The sequence below is a fragment of the Tistlia consotensis USBA 355 genome (genome assembly GCF_900177295.1).
Classification (GTDB): domain Bacteria; phylum Pseudomonadota; class Alphaproteobacteria; order Kiloniellales; family DSM-21159; genus Tistlia; species Tistlia consotensis.
In genome coordinates, this window is sequence record NZ_FWZX01000005.1 from 305,683 (window position 1) to 324,970 (window position 19,288).

General features: G+C 72.6%; 18 protein-coding genes. 8 read left to right on the forward strand and 10 right to left on the reverse strand.

Annotation, left to right across the window (positions count from 1 at the left end; translation table 11 throughout):
• Positions 1–10 precede the first annotated feature (10 nt).
• The 7 genes from B9O00_RS09760 to B9O00_RS09790 all read right to left on the reverse strand — a co-directional run bounded on the left by B9O00_RS09760 (position 11) and on the right by B9O00_RS09790 (position 9,502).
• On the reverse strand, positions 11–1,102 hold the full coding sequence (locus B9O00_RS09760) for a FecR family protein (RefSeq protein WP_085122368.1): 1,092 nt from the start codon (positions 1,100–1,102) through the stop codon (positions 11–13).
• A 206-nt stretch (positions 1,103–1,308) separates the two neighbouring features.
• Positions 1,309–2,559, reverse strand: coding sequence for a tetratricopeptide repeat protein (locus B9O00_RS09765; protein ID WP_143596190.1), 1,251 nt, complete (start codon positions 2,557–2,559; stop codon positions 1,309–1,311).
• Positions 2,560–2,672: 113 nt separating this feature from the next.
• Entirely contained in the window at positions 2,673–5,342 is a 2,670-nt protein-coding gene (locus B9O00_RS09770; RefSeq protein ID WP_085122372.1) for a valine--tRNA ligase, read from the reverse strand.
• A 151-nt stretch (positions 5,343–5,493) separates the two neighbouring features.
• Complete coding sequence (locus B9O00_RS09775; protein WP_085122374.1) at positions 5,494–6,129, reverse strand: DUF2497 domain-containing protein; 636 nt, start codon at positions 6,127–6,129, stop codon at positions 5,494–5,496.
• Positions 6,130–6,198: 69 nt separating this feature from the next.
• Complete coding sequence (locus tag B9O00_RS09780; RefSeq protein WP_085122376.1) at positions 6,199–7,620, reverse strand: TolC family outer membrane protein; 1,422 nt, start codon at positions 7,618–7,620, stop codon at positions 6,199–6,201.
• 152 nt (positions 7,621–7,772) lie between these two features.
• Positions 7,773–8,426 (reverse strand): protein-L-isoaspartate O-methyltransferase family protein, encoded by a 654-nt coding sequence (locus B9O00_RS09785; RefSeq protein ID WP_085122378.1) that lies wholly within the window; start codon positions 8,424–8,426, stop codon positions 7,773–7,775.
• 113 nt (positions 8,427–8,539) lie between these two features.
• Positions 8,540–9,502 carry a LysR family transcriptional regulator gene (locus B9O00_RS09790; RefSeq protein ID WP_085122380.1) on the reverse strand — a complete coding sequence of 321 codons (963 nt, stop codon included), beginning with the start codon at positions 9,500–9,502 and terminating at the stop codon, positions 8,540–8,542.
• Between the two features lie 101 nt (positions 9,503–9,603).
• Between B9O00_RS09790 and B9O00_RS09795 the strand changes: the two genes are divergently transcribed.
• The 4 genes from B9O00_RS09795 to B9O00_RS09805 are packed head-to-tail and all read left to right on the forward strand — an operon-like array spanning position 9,604 to position 14,265.
• Positions 9,604–10,995, forward strand: a complete 1,392-nt coding sequence (locus tag B9O00_RS09795; RefSeq protein WP_089229630.1) for an acyclic terpene utilization AtuA family protein — start codon at positions 9,604–9,606, stop codon at positions 10,993–10,995.
• Positions 10,988–11,365 (forward strand): AtuA-related protein, encoded by a 378-nt coding sequence (locus tag B9O00_RS32435; protein ID WP_089229629.1) that lies wholly within the window; start codon positions 10,988–10,990, stop codon positions 11,363–11,365. Before B9O00_RS09795 ends, B9O00_RS32435 begins: the two co-directional genes overlap by 8 nt.
• A 1-nt stretch (position 11,366) precedes the next feature.
• Positions 11,367–12,362, forward strand: coding sequence for a TAXI family TRAP transporter solute-binding subunit (locus B9O00_RS09800; RefSeq protein ID WP_085122382.1), 996 nt, complete (start codon positions 11,367–11,369; stop codon positions 12,360–12,362).
• Between the two features lie 34 nt (positions 12,363–12,396).
• Positions 12,397–14,265 (forward strand): TRAP transporter permease, encoded by a 1,869-nt coding sequence (locus B9O00_RS09805; protein WP_085122384.1) that lies wholly within the window; start codon positions 12,397–12,399, stop codon positions 14,263–14,265.
• Between the two features lie 54 nt (positions 14,266–14,319).
• Here B9O00_RS09805 and B9O00_RS09810 read toward each other — a convergent pair whose 3' ends face one another.
• Positions 14,320–15,267 (reverse strand): homocysteine S-methyltransferase family protein, encoded by a 948-nt coding sequence (locus B9O00_RS09810; protein WP_085122386.1) that lies wholly within the window; start codon positions 15,265–15,267, stop codon positions 14,320–14,322.
• Between the two features lie 295 nt (positions 15,268–15,562).
• Here B9O00_RS09810 and B9O00_RS09815 point away from each other — a divergent pair, with 295 nt between their 5' ends.
• The 4 genes from B9O00_RS09815 (at position 15,563) to B9O00_RS09830 (ending at position 18,168) form a co-directional block, all read left to right on the forward strand.
• Entirely contained in the window at positions 15,563–16,246 is a 684-nt protein-coding gene (locus B9O00_RS09815) for a TetR/AcrR family transcriptional regulator (RefSeq protein ID WP_085122387.1), read from the forward strand.
• Positions 16,247–16,342: 96 nt separating this feature from the next.
• Entirely contained in the window at positions 16,343–16,771 is a 429-nt protein-coding gene (locus B9O00_RS09820) for a Cif family virulence factor (protein ID WP_085122388.1), read from the forward strand.
• Positions 16,772–16,874: 103 nt separating this feature from the next.
• Complete coding sequence (locus tag B9O00_RS09825; protein WP_085122390.1) at positions 16,875–17,372, forward strand: RNA polymerase sigma factor; 498 nt, start codon at positions 16,875–16,877, stop codon at positions 17,370–17,372.
• Positions 17,373–17,388: 16 nt separating this feature from the next.
• Positions 17,389–18,168 (forward strand): anti-sigma factor family protein, encoded by a 780-nt coding sequence (locus B9O00_RS09830; protein WP_085122392.1) that lies wholly within the window; start codon positions 17,389–17,391, stop codon positions 18,166–18,168.
• 83 nt (positions 18,169–18,251) lie between these two features.
• Here B9O00_RS09830 and B9O00_RS09835 read toward each other — a convergent pair whose 3' ends face one another.
• Both B9O00_RS09835 and B9O00_RS09840 read right to left on the reverse strand, forming a co-directional pair.
• Positions 18,252–18,959, reverse strand: a complete 708-nt coding sequence (locus B9O00_RS09835) for an NAD(P)H-dependent oxidoreductase (protein ID WP_085122393.1) — start codon at positions 18,957–18,959, stop codon at positions 18,252–18,254.
• Positions 18,960–19,038: 79 nt separating this feature from the next.
• On the reverse strand, positions 19,039–19,288 hold a 250-nt coding region (locus B9O00_RS09840), incomplete at its 5' end, for a transposase (protein WP_200808452.1).

The following is a 19,288-nucleotide window of genomic DNA, read 5'->3' on the forward strand; positions in this document are numbered from 1 at the left end:
ACGGCCCGGCTCACCCGGTCGGACCGCTCACCAGAAGGACGTTGGTGATCGGGCCCGTCGGATTGGTCGGGCTGCCGCTGCTGCCGCCGCTCGCAGAGGAGGTCGCGGTGCTGCTGGCGGCGGCGCTGCCCGTGTCGACGGTCTGGGATGCCTGGTCCGTCTGATCCTGCAGCCCGCCGGTCGCGGCGAGCCCGCTGTCCGCAGCGCCGTCGCTCGTCGTGCCGACCTCCGTCGACATGCCGCTGCTCGCGCCCCGGCCGTTGGGATCGTCGGGCGCGCTGTCGAAGGCGAACTCGCTGATGGCCTCGGCCGCCCGGAGGGTCGGCAGCGCGGCGAAGGCCTCGGTCGTGGTCACCCCGGAAGCGCCGACCGGATCGCCCAGCTCGCCGAGGCCCAGGCCGGCTCGGCGGCTCGCGGGCTGGGCGGCCAGAGCGCTGGCGAAGCGCTGGCGAAGCTCGGCCGACGCCCGGAAGGGCTCGGCTGGCACGCCGCCGTTGGGAACGAAGGTCGCGAAGCCGGGCCGCCGCAGCTCGACGGTCGCGCCGTGCGCGGTCACCAGGACCGCGCCGCGGCGGGCGAAGGCGTCGTTCCCCCGGCCGGGGCCGTCGAGCAGCACGTAGCTGCCCTCCGGGGTGACGAGAGCGCTGACGATGGTGCCGCGGATGCCGATCGTCGCCTCGGGCAGGCGCAGCTCGACCTGCTTCGGATCGCGCGCCGACAGTCCGCCGGACACGAAGCGGAAGGCGCCCTTGAGCAGGTCGGCGGCCAGACGGCCCTCCCCGCTCGCCGGGTCGTAGACGAAGGCATCGACGACGAGCTTGGCGTTGGCGCCGATGGTGAAGACCGACTCGTCGAGCAGCAGCAGCTGCATGCCCGAGGAGTCGGCGGTCTGCACCGCGTCCCCGAACAGCACGTCCTCGCCGCTCGTGGCGGCGTGGGCCGCCTTCGTCAGAACCGAGGTCAGCAGGACGTTGCCGCGCACGGCGGCCGAGACGCCGGCCAGATCCCCCGGGGCCGCGGCAAGAGCCCCGGCTCCGGCCGGAAGGCCGGCTGCCAGGATCAGGGCGGCGATCGCCGGAGCCACACGGGTGAACGGGACCATCTGCCCCTTGCCCCTCGCGGTTGATGCCCTCTGCGCGTTCAGAAGCGGAAGCTCCGGGTGATCAGGAACTGCGCCCTGTGCGACAGAAAGTCGTAGTTCGGGATGTTGGACACGTTTCTTTGCTGTTCAAGGGTGACCAGGATCCGGACGTCCTCCAGCGCCCTGGCGAGCGCCGGCAGCGGAGAGGCGAAGAAGGAGAGCGGCGCTCAGTAGCTGATCCCGGCGACGTAGTCCGTGTCGCCCCGGGTCTCCGAGGAGACGAAGGCGTCCGGACCGAAGTAGTCGCGCTGGCGCACGGTGAAGTCGCCGCGCAGGAACTGGCCGTTGTCGAGGACGAGCAGCGGCGTCAGCCGCAGCGCGTAGCCGTGATAGCCCTCGTAGTCGCGGCGCGCCTCCTTGACCTGGCGCTCGCCGGTGACCGCCAGCGAGACGCGCGGCAGCACCTGCCACTGGAAGCCAGCGGCCAGGCTGCGGCGCAGCCCCGTCCGGTCTTCGCCGCTGGGCGCCGCGGACACGTCGTCGAAATTCTCGTCGGCAAGCCGGAACTCGGCGAAGGGCGCGAAGTCCGGCAGCAGCTGCCAGTCCAGCCTCGCCCCGCCGCTGAGCGCGGTCAGGTAGTTCTGGTCCTCGAGCCGCACCAGGTCGGCGCCGACCCGCGGCGTCAGGGTGAAGGCCCCGAAGTAGAGCGTCATGCCGGCATTGGCGCCGAACACCTGCAGGTCGAGATTGTTGTCGCGCAGCTGGTCGGCACCGTAGTAGGTGGCCTCGCCGAAGACGAGGTCGCCGTCCTGATTGTCCAGCTCGTGGGACAGGCGCACCCGGGCGAGGCTGACGACGGCGGTGTCGCCATGTTCCGCGTCGGCCTCGACGGGAGTGTCGAGGACCAGGCGGGAGCCGCCCAGCGGCTCCTGCTCGCGGTTGTCGTCATAGCGCAGCCCGGCGCCCAGGGTCAGCGTGAGACGGGTCTGCTGCTGCGCCTCCGCGATGGCCGAGAGCGCCCGCTCGGCCTGGGTCCGCTGGTCGTCGGAGAGCTTCCCGGCCAGGGCTGCCGAGAGCGCGCGCTCGGCGCCGCCGTACTCGCGCAGACGATAGAGCACCAGGCCCTGCAGCAGCTCGACCTGCGGCTCGTGGGGCGAGATCAGCAGGATGCGCTCGAGGGTCGCGCTGGCGCTCTTGAGGTCGCCGCGGGCCAGCTGCGCGCGCGCATAGGCGACATTGAGGGTCAGGTTGTCGGGATCGCGGAGCACGTCGGCCCAGGTGACGTCCGGGACCTTGCCGAGGAGATCGCGATGTCGCTCCCGGTCGATGCGCTCCAGCTCGTCGAAGACCGCGTCGGCCGGCGCCCGCGTCGGCGCATTCTGCACCGCGGGCGCCGAGCGCTCCGACTGAGCCGCCGCCTCCGGCACCGTGAGGTGCCAGAGAAGAGTTGCACATAGAACGGCACCGCTGAAACGCACCGGTTGCCCCCCGCCGAGGTTTCTCGTGCCGCGGGCAGTCTAGCTCTTCGCTACAGCAGGAGCAAGAATTCGGGCGAGGCGGTCGCGACCGGCGTCGCGGAGCTCCTTCGGGCCTACATGCTCTCCAGGCGCGCCAGGGCGAGGCGCAGGCGGTCGCGGGTCGCGACCAGCTCGTCCCGCTTCTCGCGGTTCTCGGCGACGACCTCCTCGGGCGCCTTGGCCAGGAACTGCTCGTTGCCGAGCTTGCCCTCGATCTTGGCGAGCTCCTTGTCGAGCTTGCCGATCTCCTTGTTCAGGCGCTGGCGCTCGGCGCCGACGTCGATCACCGCGCCGAGCGGCAGGCCGTAGGTCGCCTCCTCGACGACGAACTGCACGGCGTCCTTCGGCATCGGCTCCGTCGCGACGCGGACCTCCTTGAGCCGGGCGAGCCGGCGCAGCGGCTCGCCGAGCTCGCCGAGCCGCCGGTCGGTCTCCGGGCCGGCATCGCGGACCAGCAGCTGCAGCTCGGCGGCCGGCGGCACCGACATCTCGGCGCGCAGCGAGCGGACCTGGGTGATCGTCTCGATCAGCCAGTCGATCTCGCGCATCGCCTCGGGGCTGTTCGGCAGCTCGTCCGGCATGCCCAGGCGGCTGGCCATGAGCAGGCGCTCGTCCGCCGCGGCGAAGGCCGGCCACAGCTCCTCGGTCAGGAAGGGCATGAAGGGATGCAGCACGCGCAGCAGGCGGTTCATGACGAAGGCGGCGGTCGCGCGCAGCTCGGCGGCCGCGGCCTCGTCGGCGCCGTTCAGCACCGGCTTGGCGAGCTCGATGTACCAGTCGCAGAAGATGTTCCAGGTGAACTGGTAGAGCTGGGCCGCGGCGTCGTTGAGCCGGTAGGCGGCGACCGCCGAGGCGACCTCGCGCTCCAGGCTGGCCAGCTTCGAGACGATCCAGCGGTCGACCGTCAGGCGGTTGGCCGCCGGGTCGTAGCCCTGCTTCAGGGCGACGCCGTTGATCTGGCAGAAGCGCGCCGCGTTCCACAGCTTGGTCGCGAAGTTGCGGTAGCCGGCGACCCGCTCGGGCGCCAGCTTGACGTCGCGGCCCGGCACCGCCAGCGAGGCCAGGGTGAAGCGCAGGGCGTCGGCGCCGTACTCGTCGATCAGCTCCAGGGGATCGATGATGTTCCCCTTCGACTTCGACATCTTCTGGCCGTACTGGTCGCGCACCAGGGCGTGGATGTAGACCGTGCGGAACGGCACCTCGCCCATGAAGTGCAGGCCCATCATCATCATCCGGGCGACCCAGAAGAAGATGATGTCGAAGCCGGTGACCAGCACGTCGCCCGGGTAGTAGCGCGCGAGGTCGCGCTCGACCCCGGCCTCCTCGCTCGGCCAGCCCAGGGTCGAGAAGGGCCAGAGCCCCGAGGAGAACCAGGTGTCGAGCACGTCCTCGTCGCGGGTCAGCGCGACGTCCTGGCCGTAGTGCGCGCGCGCCGCGGCCCGGGCGTCGGCCTCGTCCATCTCGACGAAGACCTGGCCGTCGGGGCCGTACCAGGCCGGGATCTGGTGGCCCCACCAGAGCTGGCGCGAGACGCACCAGGGCTGGATGTTGCGCATCCAGTCGAAGAAGACGTTCTCCCACTGCTTCGGCACGAAGACCGTGCGGCCCTGCTCGACCGCCTCGATGCAGGGCTGCGCCAGGGTCTTGGCGTCGACGTACCACTGGTCGGTCAGCCAGGGCTCGATGGCGACGCCCGAGCGGTCGCCGTGCGGCACCATGTGCAGGTGGTCGTCGATGCGCTCCAGCAGGCCCTCGGCCTCGAGGGCCGCGACCACCTTCCTGCGCGCCTCGTAGCGGTCGAGGCCCTGGTACTCGGCCGGCACCTGGTCGTTGAGCCGGGCCTGGGCGTCCAGGATGTTGATCATCTCCAGGCCGTGCCGGCGGCCGACCTCGAAGTCGTTGAAGTCGTGGGCCGGCGTGATCTTGACCGCGCCCGAGCCGGTCTCGGGGTCGGCGTACTCGTCGGCGACGATCGGGATGCGCCGGCCGACCAGCGGCAGCACCGCGTGCCTGCCGATCAGGTCCTGGTAGCGCGGGTCGTCGGGATGCACCGCGACCGCGCTGTCGCCCAGCATCGTCTCGGGCCGGGTCGTCGCGACGACGATGAAGCGCCCCTGCTCGCCCTCGATCGGATAGCGGAAGTGCCAGAGATGTCCCTTGACCTCGGTCTGCTGGACCTCGAGGTCGGAGATCGCGGTCAGCAGCTTCGGGTCCCAGTTGACCAGGCGCTTGTCGCGGTAGATCAGGCCCTCGCGGTGCAGCCTCACGAAGACCAGGCGCACGGCGTGGGACAGGCCCTCGTCCATGGTGAAGCGCTCGCGCGCCCAGTCCGGCGAGGCGCCGAGCCGGCGCAGCTGGCGGTTGATCGTGCCGCCGGAGTGGGCCTTCCACTCCCAGACCTTCTCGACGAAGCGCTCGCGGCCCAGGTCGCGGCGACTGATGCCCTTCTCGGCGAGCTGGCGCTCGACGACCATCTGGGTCGCGATGCCGGCATGGTCGGAGCCCGGCTGCCAGAGCACGTCGCGGCCGCTCATGCGGTGCCAGCGGATCAGCACGTCCTGGATCGTGAAGGTCAGCGCGTGGCCCATGTGCAGGCTGCCGGTGACGTTCGGCGGCGGCATCATGATCGTGTAGGGCCGGGCGTTTGACCCGGGGTCGCAGGCGAAGCGGCCGCTGTCCTCCCAGCGCTGGTACTGGCGGGCCTCAGCCTCCTGCGGACGGTAGGTCTTGTCGAGCTCGGCCATCGCCGATCGGTCTCCTGGGCAGAACGGAATGCTGCGGCGCCGCCTCCCGGCAAGGCGGTCGCGGGCGCGCAACCATAATCACCGACGGCGCGATGTCCAGAGTCGGTAGAGATCGGGGATGCAGGACGGGGCCGGCGGACCGGCCCGGGGCTCAGTCGTCCTCGGCGCGGCGCGCCAGGCGGCGCACCTCGTCGCGCACGACGCGCTCGACCAGCTGCGGCAGGTTGTCTTCGAGCCAGGCCTGGAGATGCGGCTCCAGCAGGCGGGCGACGAAGGCCTCCAGGCTCTCGCCGCCGGTCGGCGCGCCGAGCCCGGGCGGGACCCGGCGGCGGCGCGTCATCTCGGAGAGGGCGGCGGTCGTCGCCGCGGCCGTCGAGGCGGAGACCAGCCCCTCGCGCAGCGCCCGGCCCATGCCGGTCTCCCGCACGGGCCCGGAGGCCGCTGCTTCCGCCTCGACCTCGAGCTCGGCGATCGCCGCCTCGGCCGCCACCGCCGCCGGCGCCGCGGCATCGCTCGGCTCGTTCTCGTCTGGCAGCGCGTCGGCCTCGTCGAGATCGAGCACCGTCTCGGGCTCTTCCGCGGGCTCTTCCTCAGGCTCCTCGTCCTGGACGGCATCCATCTCGGTCAGCTCGAGGACGTCGTCGTCCTCCTCCTCGACCTCTTCGGGAGGAGCAGCGGCAGCGGCGGCGGGCTTGCCTTCCTCGGCGTCCTCCTCGGAGATGATCCGGCGGATCGACGCCAGGATCTCCTCCATCGACGGTTCGCTCTGGCCCTGATTGTCGCTCATGCAGCCGTCGCGTCCGGAACGCGCCTCAAGTTACGACTCGGTGACTGTCCGATGACTTGCGGCCTTAGCCTATTCACCGGGCGCACTCAAGCCAAACCACTTGTTGCGTACCGCCTGGTAGTCGTCCTCGGGATTGTAGATCTTCACCGGCAGGCCGAGTTCCTTCGCGTTGAGCCGGCCCTCGGCGGACAGCACCTGGAAGCCGGCGACGATCTCGTCCCGCTGCGCGCCGACCAGGCTGACCTTGGCATCGAGCAGCTCCTGCTCGGCGTTCAGCACGTCGAGCACGGTGCGCGCGCCGACCGCGTTCTCCTGGCGCACCCCTTCGAGGGCGATCTGCGCCGAGTCGACCTGGGCCTGGTAGGCCTGGGTCTGGGCACGGGCGGTCGACAGGGCCTGGAAGGCGGCGACCGCCGACTGCTCGGCGGAGCGCCGCGCCTCGTCGAGCTGCAGGCGACGCTGGCTCAGCAGCTGCTTGGCCTCGCGCACCTGGCTGTAGACGGCCCCCTTCTGATAGAGCGGCACCGACAGCTCGGCGAGCAGGCTGCCGCTGTCGGTTCTGTAGTCGGGGAGGCTCGTCTCGGAAGTGTGGGTGAACTCGCCGACGAGATTGACGCTCGGCAGGAGCGCCCCGATGTTCTGCCGCACCGATCGGTCCGCAGCCTGCTGCGAGAAGCCGGCAGCGATCACGTCGGGGTTCTGCGACAGCGCGGCCGAGACCGTGTCGGCGCTGGTCGAGGGCATGCCCTGCAGCGGGCCCGGCGGACGCAGGGTGCCGGGCGCGGTGCCGATGACCTGCTGGTAGGTCGCCCGGCTGGATCGCAGGTTGCCTTCGGCCTGGACCCTGTCGGCCGTCGCGCGCGACAGGCGCGATTCCGACTGGGCGACGTCGGTCCGGGTGATCTCGCCGACCTGGAAGCGGTCGCGGCTGGCCTGGAGCTGTCGGGTCAGCACCTGCTCGTTGTTCAGATTGAGCTGCAGCACCGCCTCGTCACGCCAGACGTCCATGAAGGACGTGGCGGCGTCGAGCAGCACCGACTGCTCGGTCGAGGCCAGGCGAGCGCGCTGGGCATAGACCTCGAACTCCGCCCGCTTCGTGCCGGCCACGGTCTGGCCGCCCCGATAGAGCGGCTGCGTCACGGTCACGTCGGCCGAGAGCTCGTGGAGCGAATTGAAGTCGTCGGTTCCGGCCGCCCGGGTGGTGGGAGAGCTGGTGCGGGAGGTGCCCGGCCCGGCACCGACCGACACCGTGACGCTGGGGCGCCAGTTCGACAGCTCCTGCGGCACGCCTTCGTTGGTCGCACGCAGCTGGGCACGGGCGGCCGCGAGCGTCGGGTTGCTGTTGTAGGTCGTGGCCAGGGCGTCGAGCAGCGTCTCGGCCCGCAGCGGGCCGCTCCATGCCAGACCGCCGGCGAGAACCAGTCCGCCCAGCAACCCGGCCCTCAGCGTGGCGCCGGAGAGGCCGTGGACGATGCCGCGTCGCGCTACCATTCGTGCCACCCGAGAACCTTCCGTGCCGTTCCTGTCGGGCCTGCGAGCAGCTCCCGCCATCGACCCGCTCCGTCTTTCAGATAGTTGCCGTGCGATCTTCGCCCACAATCCTTGACGATTCCTGTGCCTGATTCCGGGCGGACTTTCCAGCGCTAGAAGACGAAGCCTTCCTGGCGCTCGAAGCCGGGCAGCACCGGCGTCGAGCAGTCGAACAGCACGCGCTGGGAGACGGCGCCGCCGTCCTTGCGGGCCAGGACGGCACGGCACAGGCCGGGCCGTTCGAGCAGCGGCGCGACCAGTCGGCCACCCTCGGCGAGCTGGTCGAGCAGCGCCGCCGGCAGCTCGGCGACCGCCGCCTCGACGACGATCGCCTCGTAGGGTGCCTGGCGCGCGTAGCCCTGGGCCGGATCGCCGGTGACCACCACGGCATTGTCGACCTGCAGCTGGTCAAGGGTCGTCTCGGCCTGCTGGGCGAGCGCTCCGTCGGGCTCCAGCAGCACGACGCTGGCCGCCAGGCGGGCCAGCAGCGCCGTGCCGTAGCCGGTCGCGCCGGCGACGTCGAGCACCGAGTCGGCCGGCTCGATGCCGGCCGCCTGGATCAGGCGCCCGAGCACCATCGGCTCCATCAGGTAGCGGCCGCCGCCGAGCGGCAGATCCTCGTCGACGTAAGCGAAGCCGCGCCGCGCCTCCGGCACGAAACGCTCGCGCGGCAAGGCTTCGAAGGCATCGAGCAGCGCCGCGTCGAACACCCGGTTGGTGCGCAGCTGGCTCTCGACCATGTTGAGGCGTGCGGTTGCGTAGTCCACCCCGGCCCCTCTCTCCCGAACGTGTCGACGGCTCTCGCAGCAGGCGCCGCGACGCGTGGCGCGGCCGTCATCCTCTGGCCGCGTTATAGGCGCGGCAGCCGCCGCTGGCAACGTCACCGGATGTCGCTCGCCTCCGCCCCGTCCCCCGCTCCCTCCCCCGCCTCGCCCCCCGCCTCGCCCCCCTGGCCCACCGCCGCAAAGGCCGCGCGGAACCGCGCCGCCAGGGTCGCCGCGGCGACCGAGAGCGAGGCGCCCTCGCGCCGCAGCAGGCCGACGACCCGATCGACCTCGGGCTCGACCAGCGGCGTGCCGACCAGGCCGTGCGGCCGCATCAGCGCCATGCAGGAGGCCGGCACGGCGGTCAGGCCCTGGCCGCTGGCGATCAGGATCGCCGCCGTCGAGATCTGCTCGACCTCGAAGAGCGGCCGGATGCGGCGGCCCGAGGGCTCGAGCGCGGCATCGACGGCGCGGCGCACCGAGGAGGCGCGGCTGAGCGCGATGAAGGGATGCCCGGCGAGGTCCGCCGCGGTCGCCCGCCCCGCCGCGGCGAGCGGATGGTCGGGGCGGTGCACGACCAGGAAGCGCTCGTGCAGCAGCGGCTCGAAGGCGAGGCCGGCGCGCTCCCGGGGCTCGACCGAGCAGCCGAAGTCGACGCGGCCGCTGCGCACCAGCTCGGCGACGCGCTCCGCGATGACGTCGAAGACCTCGATGTCGACGTTCGGATAGCGCGCCGTGAAGTCGGGCGCGACGCGCGGCAGCAGGCCGACGGCGACGCTCGGCAGCACCGCCAGCGAGACCCGGCCACGCTCCATGCGGAACAGGCTGCGGATGTCGTCGAAGGCGGCGTGCCAGTCCTCGACCAGGCGCGCCGCCACCGGCCGGAACTGGCGGCCCTCGCTGGTCAGCGCGACGCGGCGCGAGCTGCGGTCGAGCAGCCGGCCGCCGACCTCCTCCTCCAGCGCCTTGATCGAGAGCGAGAGCGCCGGTTGCGACAGGCCGATGCGACCGCTCGCCGCGACGAAGGAGCCGGTCTCGGCGACGGTCAGGAAGGCGCGGAGCTGCTGCAGGCTGGCCACTGTATTTGCCTAACTAATCGTTTCTTCGGTTCTTTAAATTAGACAAAATCAATGGCCCTGTCCCACCCTGGCCGCCGCGGACAGCAGATGCCGGGACAGGCATGACGGACAGCTTTCTCATCGGCTGCGGCGCCGGCTTCTCCGGCGACCGGACGGACGTGGCGGAGCCCCTGGTCGAGGCGCTGATCGCCGACGGCCGGCCGTCGGCCCTGTTCTTCGAGACGCTCGGCGAGCGCACCCTCGCCTTCGCGCAGATCCGGCGCAGCGACGACCCCGAGACCGGCTGCGAGCCCTTGCTGGAGGAGATCCTGGCGCCGGTGCTGGGCCGCTGCCTGGCCGCCGGCATCCCGATCGTCGGCAACTTCGGCGCGGCCAACCCGGGCGCCGCCGCGCGCCTGATCGCGCGGCTCGCGCTGGCGGCGGGACAGCCCGAGGCGCGCATCGCCACCGTGACCGGCGACGAGGTCTCCGGGCTGGCCGGCGACCTCTCGGCGCTCGGCCTCGACGACCGCCTGGAGGGCGCGCGGCGCCTCGCCGCCAACGCCTATCTCGGCGCCCGGCCGATCGCGGAGGCGCTGGGTCGCGGCGCCCAGGTCGTGGTCACCGGCCGCTGCGCCGATCCGGCCCTCGCGCTCGGCCCGCTGGTCCACCACTTCGGCTGGTCCTGGGAGGACTGGGACCGCATCGCCGCCGGCACCCTGGTCGGCCACCTGCTGGAATGCGGCTCGCAGGTCACCGGCGGCTACTTCGCCGATCCCGGCCGCAAGGAGGTGCCGGGCCTGGAGCGCCTCGGCTTCCCGATCGCCGAGGTCGCGGCCGACGGCAGCGCGGTGATCACCAAGCCGGCCGGGACCGGCGGGCTGGTCTCGCCGGCGACGGTCAAGGAGCAGCTGCTCTACGAGATCCACGACCCGGCCGCCTACCTGACCCCCGACGTCGTGCTCGACGTCACCGGAGTCGAGGTCGCGCAGGTCGGGCCCGACCGCGTCGCCGTCGCCGGGGCGCGCGGCCGGCCCCGCCCGGAGACCCTGAAGGTCACGGTCTCGGTCGACGGCGGCTGGATCGGCGAGGGCGAGATCTCCTACGCCGGTCCCAACGCCGAGGCGCGCGCGCGCCTGGCGCTCGAGGTGCTGCGCAAGCGCTGCAGCGGCATCGCGCGCCTGCGCGGCGACCTGATCGGCGTCGGCAGCGTGTTCGGCGACGAGGGCGGGCGGTTCCTCGAAGGGCGCCGCGGCACGACCGAGGACCTGCGCGTGCGGATCGCCGTCGAGGACAGCGAGCGCAAGGCCGTCGAGCGCGCCCTGCGCGAGGTCGAGGCGCTGCTCTGCTGCGGCCCCGCGGCCGGCGGCGGGGCGCGCTCGGCGATCCGGCGGCGGGTCAACACCTGGTCGGCCCTGGCGCCGCGCGAGCCGATCGAGGCCGCGGTCGAGGTCTCGGTCCGCACGGCGGACGATCCGGCCGGCGCGGCGCCGGCGGAGGCCAGCCATGTCTGAGACCATGACCGTCCGGCTGCACGAGCTGGCTCACGGCCGCGCCGGCGACAAGGGCGACCGGCTCAACGTCAGCGTGATCGCCTTCGACGCCGCCGACTATCCGCTGCTCGAGGCCCAGGTCACCGCCGAGCGCGTCGCCGCGCTCTTCGACGACCGCCGGCCCGGCCGGATCGTGCGCTACGCGCTGCCGCGCATCGCGGCCTTCAACTTCGTGCTCGACGGGGTGCTGGAGGGAGGGGTCAACCGGAGCCTCAACCTCGACAGCCACGGCAAGACGCTGTCCTACCGGATCCTCGATCTGCCGATCGAGGTCCCGGCCGCACGTCTCGCCGCCATCCGGCAAGGCAAAGAAAGCAAAGGGGAGACGTGAGATGACGAGACGGTTCCTGCTGGCGGCCACGGCCGCCGCCCTCCTGGGGATTTCCGGGCTCGGCCTGGGCCTGCCGGGCCAGGCCGAGGCCGCCGACCAGAAGCTGCTGATCGGCTCGACGGCCTCGGCCTCCAGCCACTACGGCTACTTCGTCGCGGTCACGCAGCTGATCAACGAGAAGGTCAAGGGCGTCGACGCGGCGGTCGTCGAGACCGGCGCCACGGTCGACAACCTGCGCCGCCTCAGCCGCGACCAAATCGACCTCGGCCTCGTCACCACGAACATCGGCTACCAGGCCTTCGCCGGAAAGGGCGACTTCGCCGGCCATCCGGTCGACAGCCGCCTGCTCTGGGTCTACACGGTCGCCCCGCAGAACGTCGTGGTCCGGACCGACGCCGGCTACAAGGCACTGGCCGACCTGAAGGGCAAGGTTTTCAACCCGGGCATCCGCGGCTCGGCGACCGAGAAGACCACCGAGGCGGTCTTCAAGACCCTGGGCATCGCGCCCGACTACGTGCGCGGCTCGACCTCCGACATCGTCGATTCGATCAAGGACGGCCGCGTCACCGGCTACGTCAAGTCGGGGGTCGGCGACAAGCTGGACGGCTCCTCGCTCGACATCGCGACCTTCACGCCGATCGGGGTGCTCGGCCTCGACGGCGCCCAGCGCCGGAAGATCGAGGCCGAGATGCCCGACATCTCCGTGGTCTCGGTGCCGGCCGGCGCCGGCGAGGGCATCGGCGCCTACGACACCTGGGCCTTCGGCGTCGCCGTGGTCGCGCGTCCGGGGCTCGACGAGGAGACCGCCTACGAGATCACCAAGGCGATCAACGAGAACGTCGGCCCGCAGGCCGCCGCCTTCTCGACCCTGAAGGGCGCCGACATCGGCAAGATGACCATGAAGGTCGGCACGATCCCGCTGCATCCGGGCGCGCTGCGCTACTACCGGGAAGCCGGCTACGACGTGCCGAAGAAGCTGATCGGCAAGGCCGAGTAGCGCCGGCCGGGTCGCGACGGAAGGCGCCCGCGCCATGCGCGCCAAGGCCACCGCCGTGCTGGCCGCCGCCCTGGGGCTCTTCACGCTCTACACGGCGGCGGCCGGCCCCTACGTCAGCCTGATCCAGCGGCCGGTGTTCCTGGCCCTGGCGGTCTGCCTGGGCCTCGCCCTCTATCCGCTCTGGGCGGGCAGCCGGCTGCGGCCGCTCGGCCTCGCCCTCGACCTGCTGGCCGCCGCGGTCGCCGTCGGCGCCTGCGCCTACGTCGCGGTCAACCAGGACCGCATCATGACCGAGCTGCCCTGGGCCGAGCCGCACGACGAGCTGATGGTCCTGGGCCTGGTCGTGGTGATCCTGGAGCTGTCGCGCCGGGCGATCGGCCTAGTCTTCCCGCTGCTCGTGCTGGCCGGCCTGGCCTACGGCCTGCTCGGCCAGTACCTGCCGGGCGCGCTCGGCCACCGCGCCTTCGGCATCGGCTTCGTCACCGAGACGCTGTTCCTCGGCGACCTCGGCCTCTGGGGCCTGCTGCTCGGCGTCGCGGCGACGACCATCGCGGCCTTCGTCATGTTCGGCGCGATGATCCTGCACTCGGGCGGCGGCGACGCCTTCATCGACCTCGCCATGCGCCTCGGCGGCCGCAGCCCGGGCGGCGCCGCCAAGATCGCGACCATCGCCTCGGCCTTCTTCGCGACGGTCAGCGGCAGCGCCGTCGCCAACACCGCGACGACCGGCAACTTCACGATCCCGATGATGAAGCGGCTCGGCTATCCGCCGGCCTTCGCCGGCGCGGTCGAGGCCGTGGCCTCGACCGGCGGCCAGATCGCGCCGCCGGTGCTCGGCGCCGCCGCCTTCCTGATGGTCGAGATCATCGGCGTCAGCTACCTGCGCATCATGGGCGCCTCGGTGCTGCCGGCGATCCTGTTCTTCCTCGCGGTCTTCCTGACCGTCCACGTCATCGCCGTGCAGCGCGGCCTCAGGATCGTGCCCGAGGACGAGCTGCCGCCCTGGTCGCGGATCGCCAGGGCCAGCCGGCTGCTGCCGCTGCTGGCGGCGCTGCTCGGCCTGTTCGCCGGCGTGCTGACCGGCCATTCGGTCCAGACCGCGGCCTTCTGGGGCATCTGCGGCCAGGTCGGCTGCTTCCTCGCCTTCGGGCTCGCCGCCCGCCGGCCGCTGCCCGAGCTCGGCCGCGCGGTCCTGGCCGGCGTCGTCGACGGCGGCAAGGGCCTGGTGATCATCGGCGTGCTGCTGGCCGGCGCGCAGGTCCTGGTCTCGATGATCAACATGACCGGCGTCGGGGTCGCGGTCTCCGGCGCGCTCGCCGGCCTCGCCGGCCACGACCTGATGATCCTGGCGGCGATCGTCGCCCTGGTCTGCCTGATCATGGGCATGGGCATCCCGACGACCGCGGCCTACGTCCTGGTCGCCGCGGTCATGACCCCGGCCCTCATCGAGGCCGGCGTGCCCGAGCTGACCGCGCACATGTTCGTCTTCTACTTCGCGACCCTCTCGGTGATCACGCCACCGGTCTGCGTCGGGGTCTTCGTCGCCGCCGGCATCGCCCAGACCGGCTGGCTCGCCGTCGCGCGCGACGCCTTCAAGCTGGCCGCCGTCACCTACGTCATCCCCTTCCTGTTCATCGTCTATCCCGGCATGCTCGGCGAGGGCGGCTGGCCGGCGATCGCCCGGGCGGCGGTCAGCGGCGTGGTCTTCGTCGTCGCCAGCGCCTTCTTCTTCGGCGGCCAGCCGCTGACCGGCCGGCCCTGGATCGACCGGGCGCTGCTGCTCGGCATCGTCGTGCTGGCGCTGGCCAAGGCCTGGGCCTTCACCCTGCTCGGCGCCCTGCTGCTGGCCGGCTTCGGCCTGCTGTCGCGGCGCCGCCGGCGCGCGGCGGCCGCCCTCTCGTGAAGCGGCAGGGGCGCCGCCGCCGGCAGGCGGACGGCGCCCCGACCTCGGCTCCGCTCAGGCCGCGCCGCGGCAGGCCCGGCTGATCGCCTCGACATGGCGGTGGTCGGTGCCGCAGCAGCCGCCGACCACCGTCACGTTGCGGAAGCGCCGCAGCAGCTCGCGGTACTCGCCGCCCAGCTCGACGGGATCGCCGTCGTCGAGGTCGGCCGAGCTGTCGAGCTCGGCGTGGCTGCGCCTCGAGGCGTTGGCGCGCAGGCCGCGCAGCCGGTCCATCCAGGCGCCGCCCTCGGCCAGGGTGCCGGCGAAGTGCGTGGGATGGGCGCAGTTGATCATGTAGTAGGCCGGCGCCCGGCCGGTCTCGCGGTCGACCGTCTCGATCGCCTCGCCGAGCGTCTGGCCGGTCGGCAGCCGGCCGTCGGTCTCGACCGTGAAGGAGACCGCGACCGGCAGGCCGGCCTTGCCGGCGGCCCGCGCGATGCCGATCGCCTCGGGCAGGTTGGTCATGGTCATGGCGCCGATCATGTCGGCCTCGCCCTCGGCGAAGCTGCCGATCTGCTCGGCGTGGTAGGCCTCGGCCGCCTCGGCGCTCATCACCTGGCCGGGGTCGTAGCCGTCGCCGCGCGGCCCGACGCAGCCGCTGACCACGATCGGCACGGCCGGCGTCTCCCGCCGGTCGCGGATCTCCGCGATCAGCGCGACCGCGGCTCGGTTGGCCTCGGCCAGGGCGGCCCTGGAGTAGCCGAGCCGCTCGCCCCAGTCGGCGCTGGCCCGCCAGGTCGGCGCCTCCAGGATCATGCCGCGCCCCTCGGCCAGGGCCAGCTCGATGTACTGCTCGTAGTAGCGGCGCAGGCGCGCGCGGCCGGCCTCGTCCTTCATCAGGACGAACGAGGCGAAACAGGGCAGATCCATGCCGTCGTGAAAGACCAGCGTGGTCTCCAGCCCGCCGTCGGTCAGGAACAGCGTGCCGTTCGTCTGCGGCAGATGCTTGCGGTACTTGCTCACGATGTCTGCTATCCTCCGTGTATCCGGGTGCCGGCCGCTTCCATTCGGGCCGCATCCCGGTTCATGGAAAGATCGGGACGCCGGCAGGCCGCTTCCAGGCGACCCGTGGTCCAGTCCGACCGAAGCCGGAAAAAACGCTGTCGTTTCATAGAATTGACGGCGGATTCCCGGGACATTCACGCGCCGCGGCCAGGGTCCCGCCACGGCCGACTGTACCAGCGGTACAGCTTGCGGGCCACTTTCGGGCTCCCCATCGTCGGGAACAAGAGGGGCAATGAGGGACGTGGGACACGACATGCAGAATCAAGCAGGTGCACTGCGATCGGCCGAGGCCGGGCGGGTCGTGCCGCTGCCGACGGCCGCGCCGGCCCGGCCGCGGCGCGACACGCGCGAGCAGATCCTCGACGTGGCCGAGGCGGCGGTGCTGGACAAGGGCTTCGGCGCGACCTCGATCGAGGAGGTGATCGCCGCCGTCGGCATCACCAAGAGCGGCTTCTTCTACCACTTCAGGGACAAGGGCGTGCTGGCGACGGCGCTGCTGGAACGCTACCTCGAGCGCGAGGAGGCGCTGTTCGACGAGCTGTTCGGCCGCGCCGACGAGCTGCACGAGGATCCGCTGCACGGCTTCCTGGTCGGGCTCAAGCTGCTGGCCGAGACCATGGCCGACCTGCCGAACGGCCATCCCGGCTGCCTGGTCGCCGCGGTCTGCTACCAGGAGAACCTGTTCAACCGCGAGGTCCACGCCCTCAACGCCGCCGCCGTGCTGCGCTGGCGGCGGCGCTTCCGGGCCCGTTTCGACGCCATCGCCGAGCGCCACCCGCCGCGCGTCCCGATCGACTTCGACGATCTCGCCGACATGCTCTCGGCGCTCGCCGACGGCGGCATCATCCTGTCGAAGGTGCTGCGCGAGCCGGACCTGCTGCCGCGCCAGATCCTGCTCTACCGCAGCTTCGTGCACAGCGTCTTCCTGGACGCCTGAGCCGCCCGCTCCCCGATTCGGACCGGGGCCGGGAATAGAACGGCCCCGCCGCCTGTATCTGCCTGTGTGAGCCCCAATCACCAGGAGATCCAGGCCATGCGTCGACCCTTCCTCGCCCTGCTGCTGCTCGCGGCCGCGGGCGCCCTGCCCTCCGCTTCCGCCTTCGCCGGCCCCGCCGGCGACCGCGCCCGCAGCCACCTCGAGGCGATCGCCGCCGGCGACGTCGCGGCGATCACCGCGGACTACGTCCCCGGCTCCCTGTTCCAGTGGGTCGGCGGCCCGCTCGACGGCGTCTACGCCGGCCCACAGGAGATCGCGTCGGTCTGGGCCAAGTTCGCCAAGGCCCAGGCGCCGCTGTCGCTGCAGCTGACCGCGCTCGACGAGGCGGCGAACCCCAAGGGCGCGACCGTGACCGCCAGCCTGGTGCTGAAGGGCAAGGCGACGATCCCGCTGCGCTACGTGCTGGTCTACCGCAACGACAAGCTGGTCGACGAGGTCTGGCAGATCGCGCCGCCGGCCAAGTAGGCCGGGCGTCCGGCCGGCGGCGCGGGCGCAGTCCCCCGGCGCCGCTCCGCCGGCCGGATCGCGCGGCTGCGCCGCCCCTTCCCATTCCTCGCGCGGGCCGGAGATGCGACAGGCGATCATCGAGGAGATCCCGCACCTGCGCCGCTTCGCGCGCGGCCTGCTGCGCGACGTCGAGGCGGCCGACGACCTGGTGCAGGACTGCATCGTCCGGGCGCTGACCAAGGAGGCGCTCTACGACCCCGAGCGCAGCCTGCGCGCCTGGCTGTTCACCCTGCTGCGCAACCTCTTCGTCTCGCGGCTGCGCTCGGCGCGCCTGCGCCACGAGCGGCCGCTCGAGGAGGGCGACGCGGAGCCGGGGGTGGCGGCCGGCCAGACCGAGCAGGTCCTGGCGCGCCAGATGCTGGCCCTGCTGCAGCGCCTGCCGGCCGAGCAGCGCGAGGTCCTGCTGCTGGTCTCGGTCGAGGAGCTGACCTATCGCGAGACCGCCGAGATCCTGGGCATCCCGCCCGGCACGGTGATGTCGCGCCTGGCTCGCGGCCGCGAGGCCCTGCGCCGCCTGCAGCAGGAGGCCGACGCGCCGCCCCTGAGGAGGGTGAAATGACCGGGAGGAGGGTGACATGACCGACCGCCCGGCGCTCGAAGACGCCACCCTGCACGCCTATCTCGACGGCGAGCTGGCACCGGCCCAGGCCGCCGAGGTCGCGGCCCGGCTGGAGCAGGATGCCGGGGCCCGGGCGCGCCTCGCGGGCTGGCAGGAGGACCGGCGGCGGCTCAAGGCGGCACTCGATCCGGTGCTCGCCGAGCCGCTGGCGCCGCGCCTCGCTGCGGCCGCCTGGAGCGCGCCGCGCGGCCGCCGCCGAGCGGCCGCCCTGCTGGCCCGCGTCGCCGCGGCGCTGCTGCTGGTGGCGGCCTTCGGCGCCGGCTGGCTGGTCCGCGACGCCGCGCTCTCGCCGGCCCAGGTCACGGCCTTCGGCCGCGCCGCCCTGGACGCCCACCGGGTCTTCGCCGCCGAGCTGCGCCACCCGGTCGAGGTACCGGCGAGCCAGGCCGGGCACCTCAACGCCTGGCTGTCGAACCGCATCGGCGTGCCGATCGCCGCCCCCGACCTGAGCAGCGCCGGCTACCGGCTGCTCGGCGGCCGGCTGCTCTCCGAGCCGGGCCGGCCGGTCGCGCTCTATATGTACGAGGACGCCGCGGGCCGGCGGCTCACCCTCTCGCTGGCGCACAGCCGCGCCGGGGACGGGACGGGCGACCTGACCTTCCAGGCGCGCGGCCGGCTGCAGGTCGTCTCCTGGATGGCCGGGCCGCTGGACGTGGCCCTCGCCGGCGAGCTCGACGGCGACCGGCTGCGCGGCCTCGCCGAGCTGGTCGCCGCCGGCCTCGGCCGGCACGCCTGAACCGACGCCTCGTCCCGGCGCCTCCTCCGGGGCGGTCGCCGCCCCTGCCGCCGGTCTCCGTCCCGGCCCGGCAGGGGCGGCGTCTACCGCCGCCGCGGCTCCAGCCGCTCGTCGAAGTCGGCGAGGTCGGGCAGGCGGAAGGTCGGCTGGTCGTCGAGCGTGCGCAGATAGTCTTCCAGCCCGTCGAGCAGGGCCTCGCGCGCCGCCGCGTCGAGGTAGGGCACGTGGTAGGCGGCGAAGGGCCGGTGCACGCTCAGGCCGACGTAGCCGAGCGTGCCCTGGAAGAAGTGCCGCAGCATGCCCTGCTCCAGCTCGCCGTGGATCGAGCCCGGGCCGAACATGCCGGGCCGGCCGCCCAGGCTGAAGGCGGCGAAGGCGCGCTTGCCGGCAAGGCCGCCGCGCCCGTAGATCCGCCGGCCGCCGTAGAACGGCCCGGACAGGAAGACCCGCTCGATCCAGCCCTTGAGGATCGCCGGCACGCCGAACCAGAAGACCGGGAAGGTGAAGCCCAGGACGTCGGCGGCCAGCACCTTGTCGACCTCGGCCAGGATGTCCGGCGCCAGGGTCCGGGTCTCCCAGCCGTGGCGCTGCTCCAGGGCATAGACCAGATGGCCGGGATCGCGCCGCTCGCCGAAGTCGGCGGCCTTGAGCAGCGGATCGAAGCCCATGGCGTAGAGGTCGGAGACGCCGACCTCGTCGCCGCGCGCCCGGAAGGCCGCGACGGCCCGGTCGCGCATCGCGGCGACGAAAGAGTCGGCCTCGGGATGGGCGTGGACCAGATGGACGCGCATCTAGGAGCCTGTCCGGCTAAAGGCGCGGCGGTTTGGGCGGCTGGGGGTGGTGGCTTGTCGAGCGGTGCATGTCTGGTGGTCAGGCGGTGCGTGCGATGAGGAGCTTTGCGAGGTTGTGGACGGTGCAGACGAGGGCCCACTCGTGACGGACCTTGGCGTATCCGCGCAACAGGAACTGGCGGAAGCCCCTGGCCGCCTTGATCTGCCCGAACACCGGCTCGACGACCTGCTTCCTGAGGCGGTAGCGGCTGCGCGGGCCGGCGCGTCTGAGCTTGGCGTCCATGGCGGCCATGCGGCTGCCCGGGGCGATGCGTCTGGCGCCGGTGTCG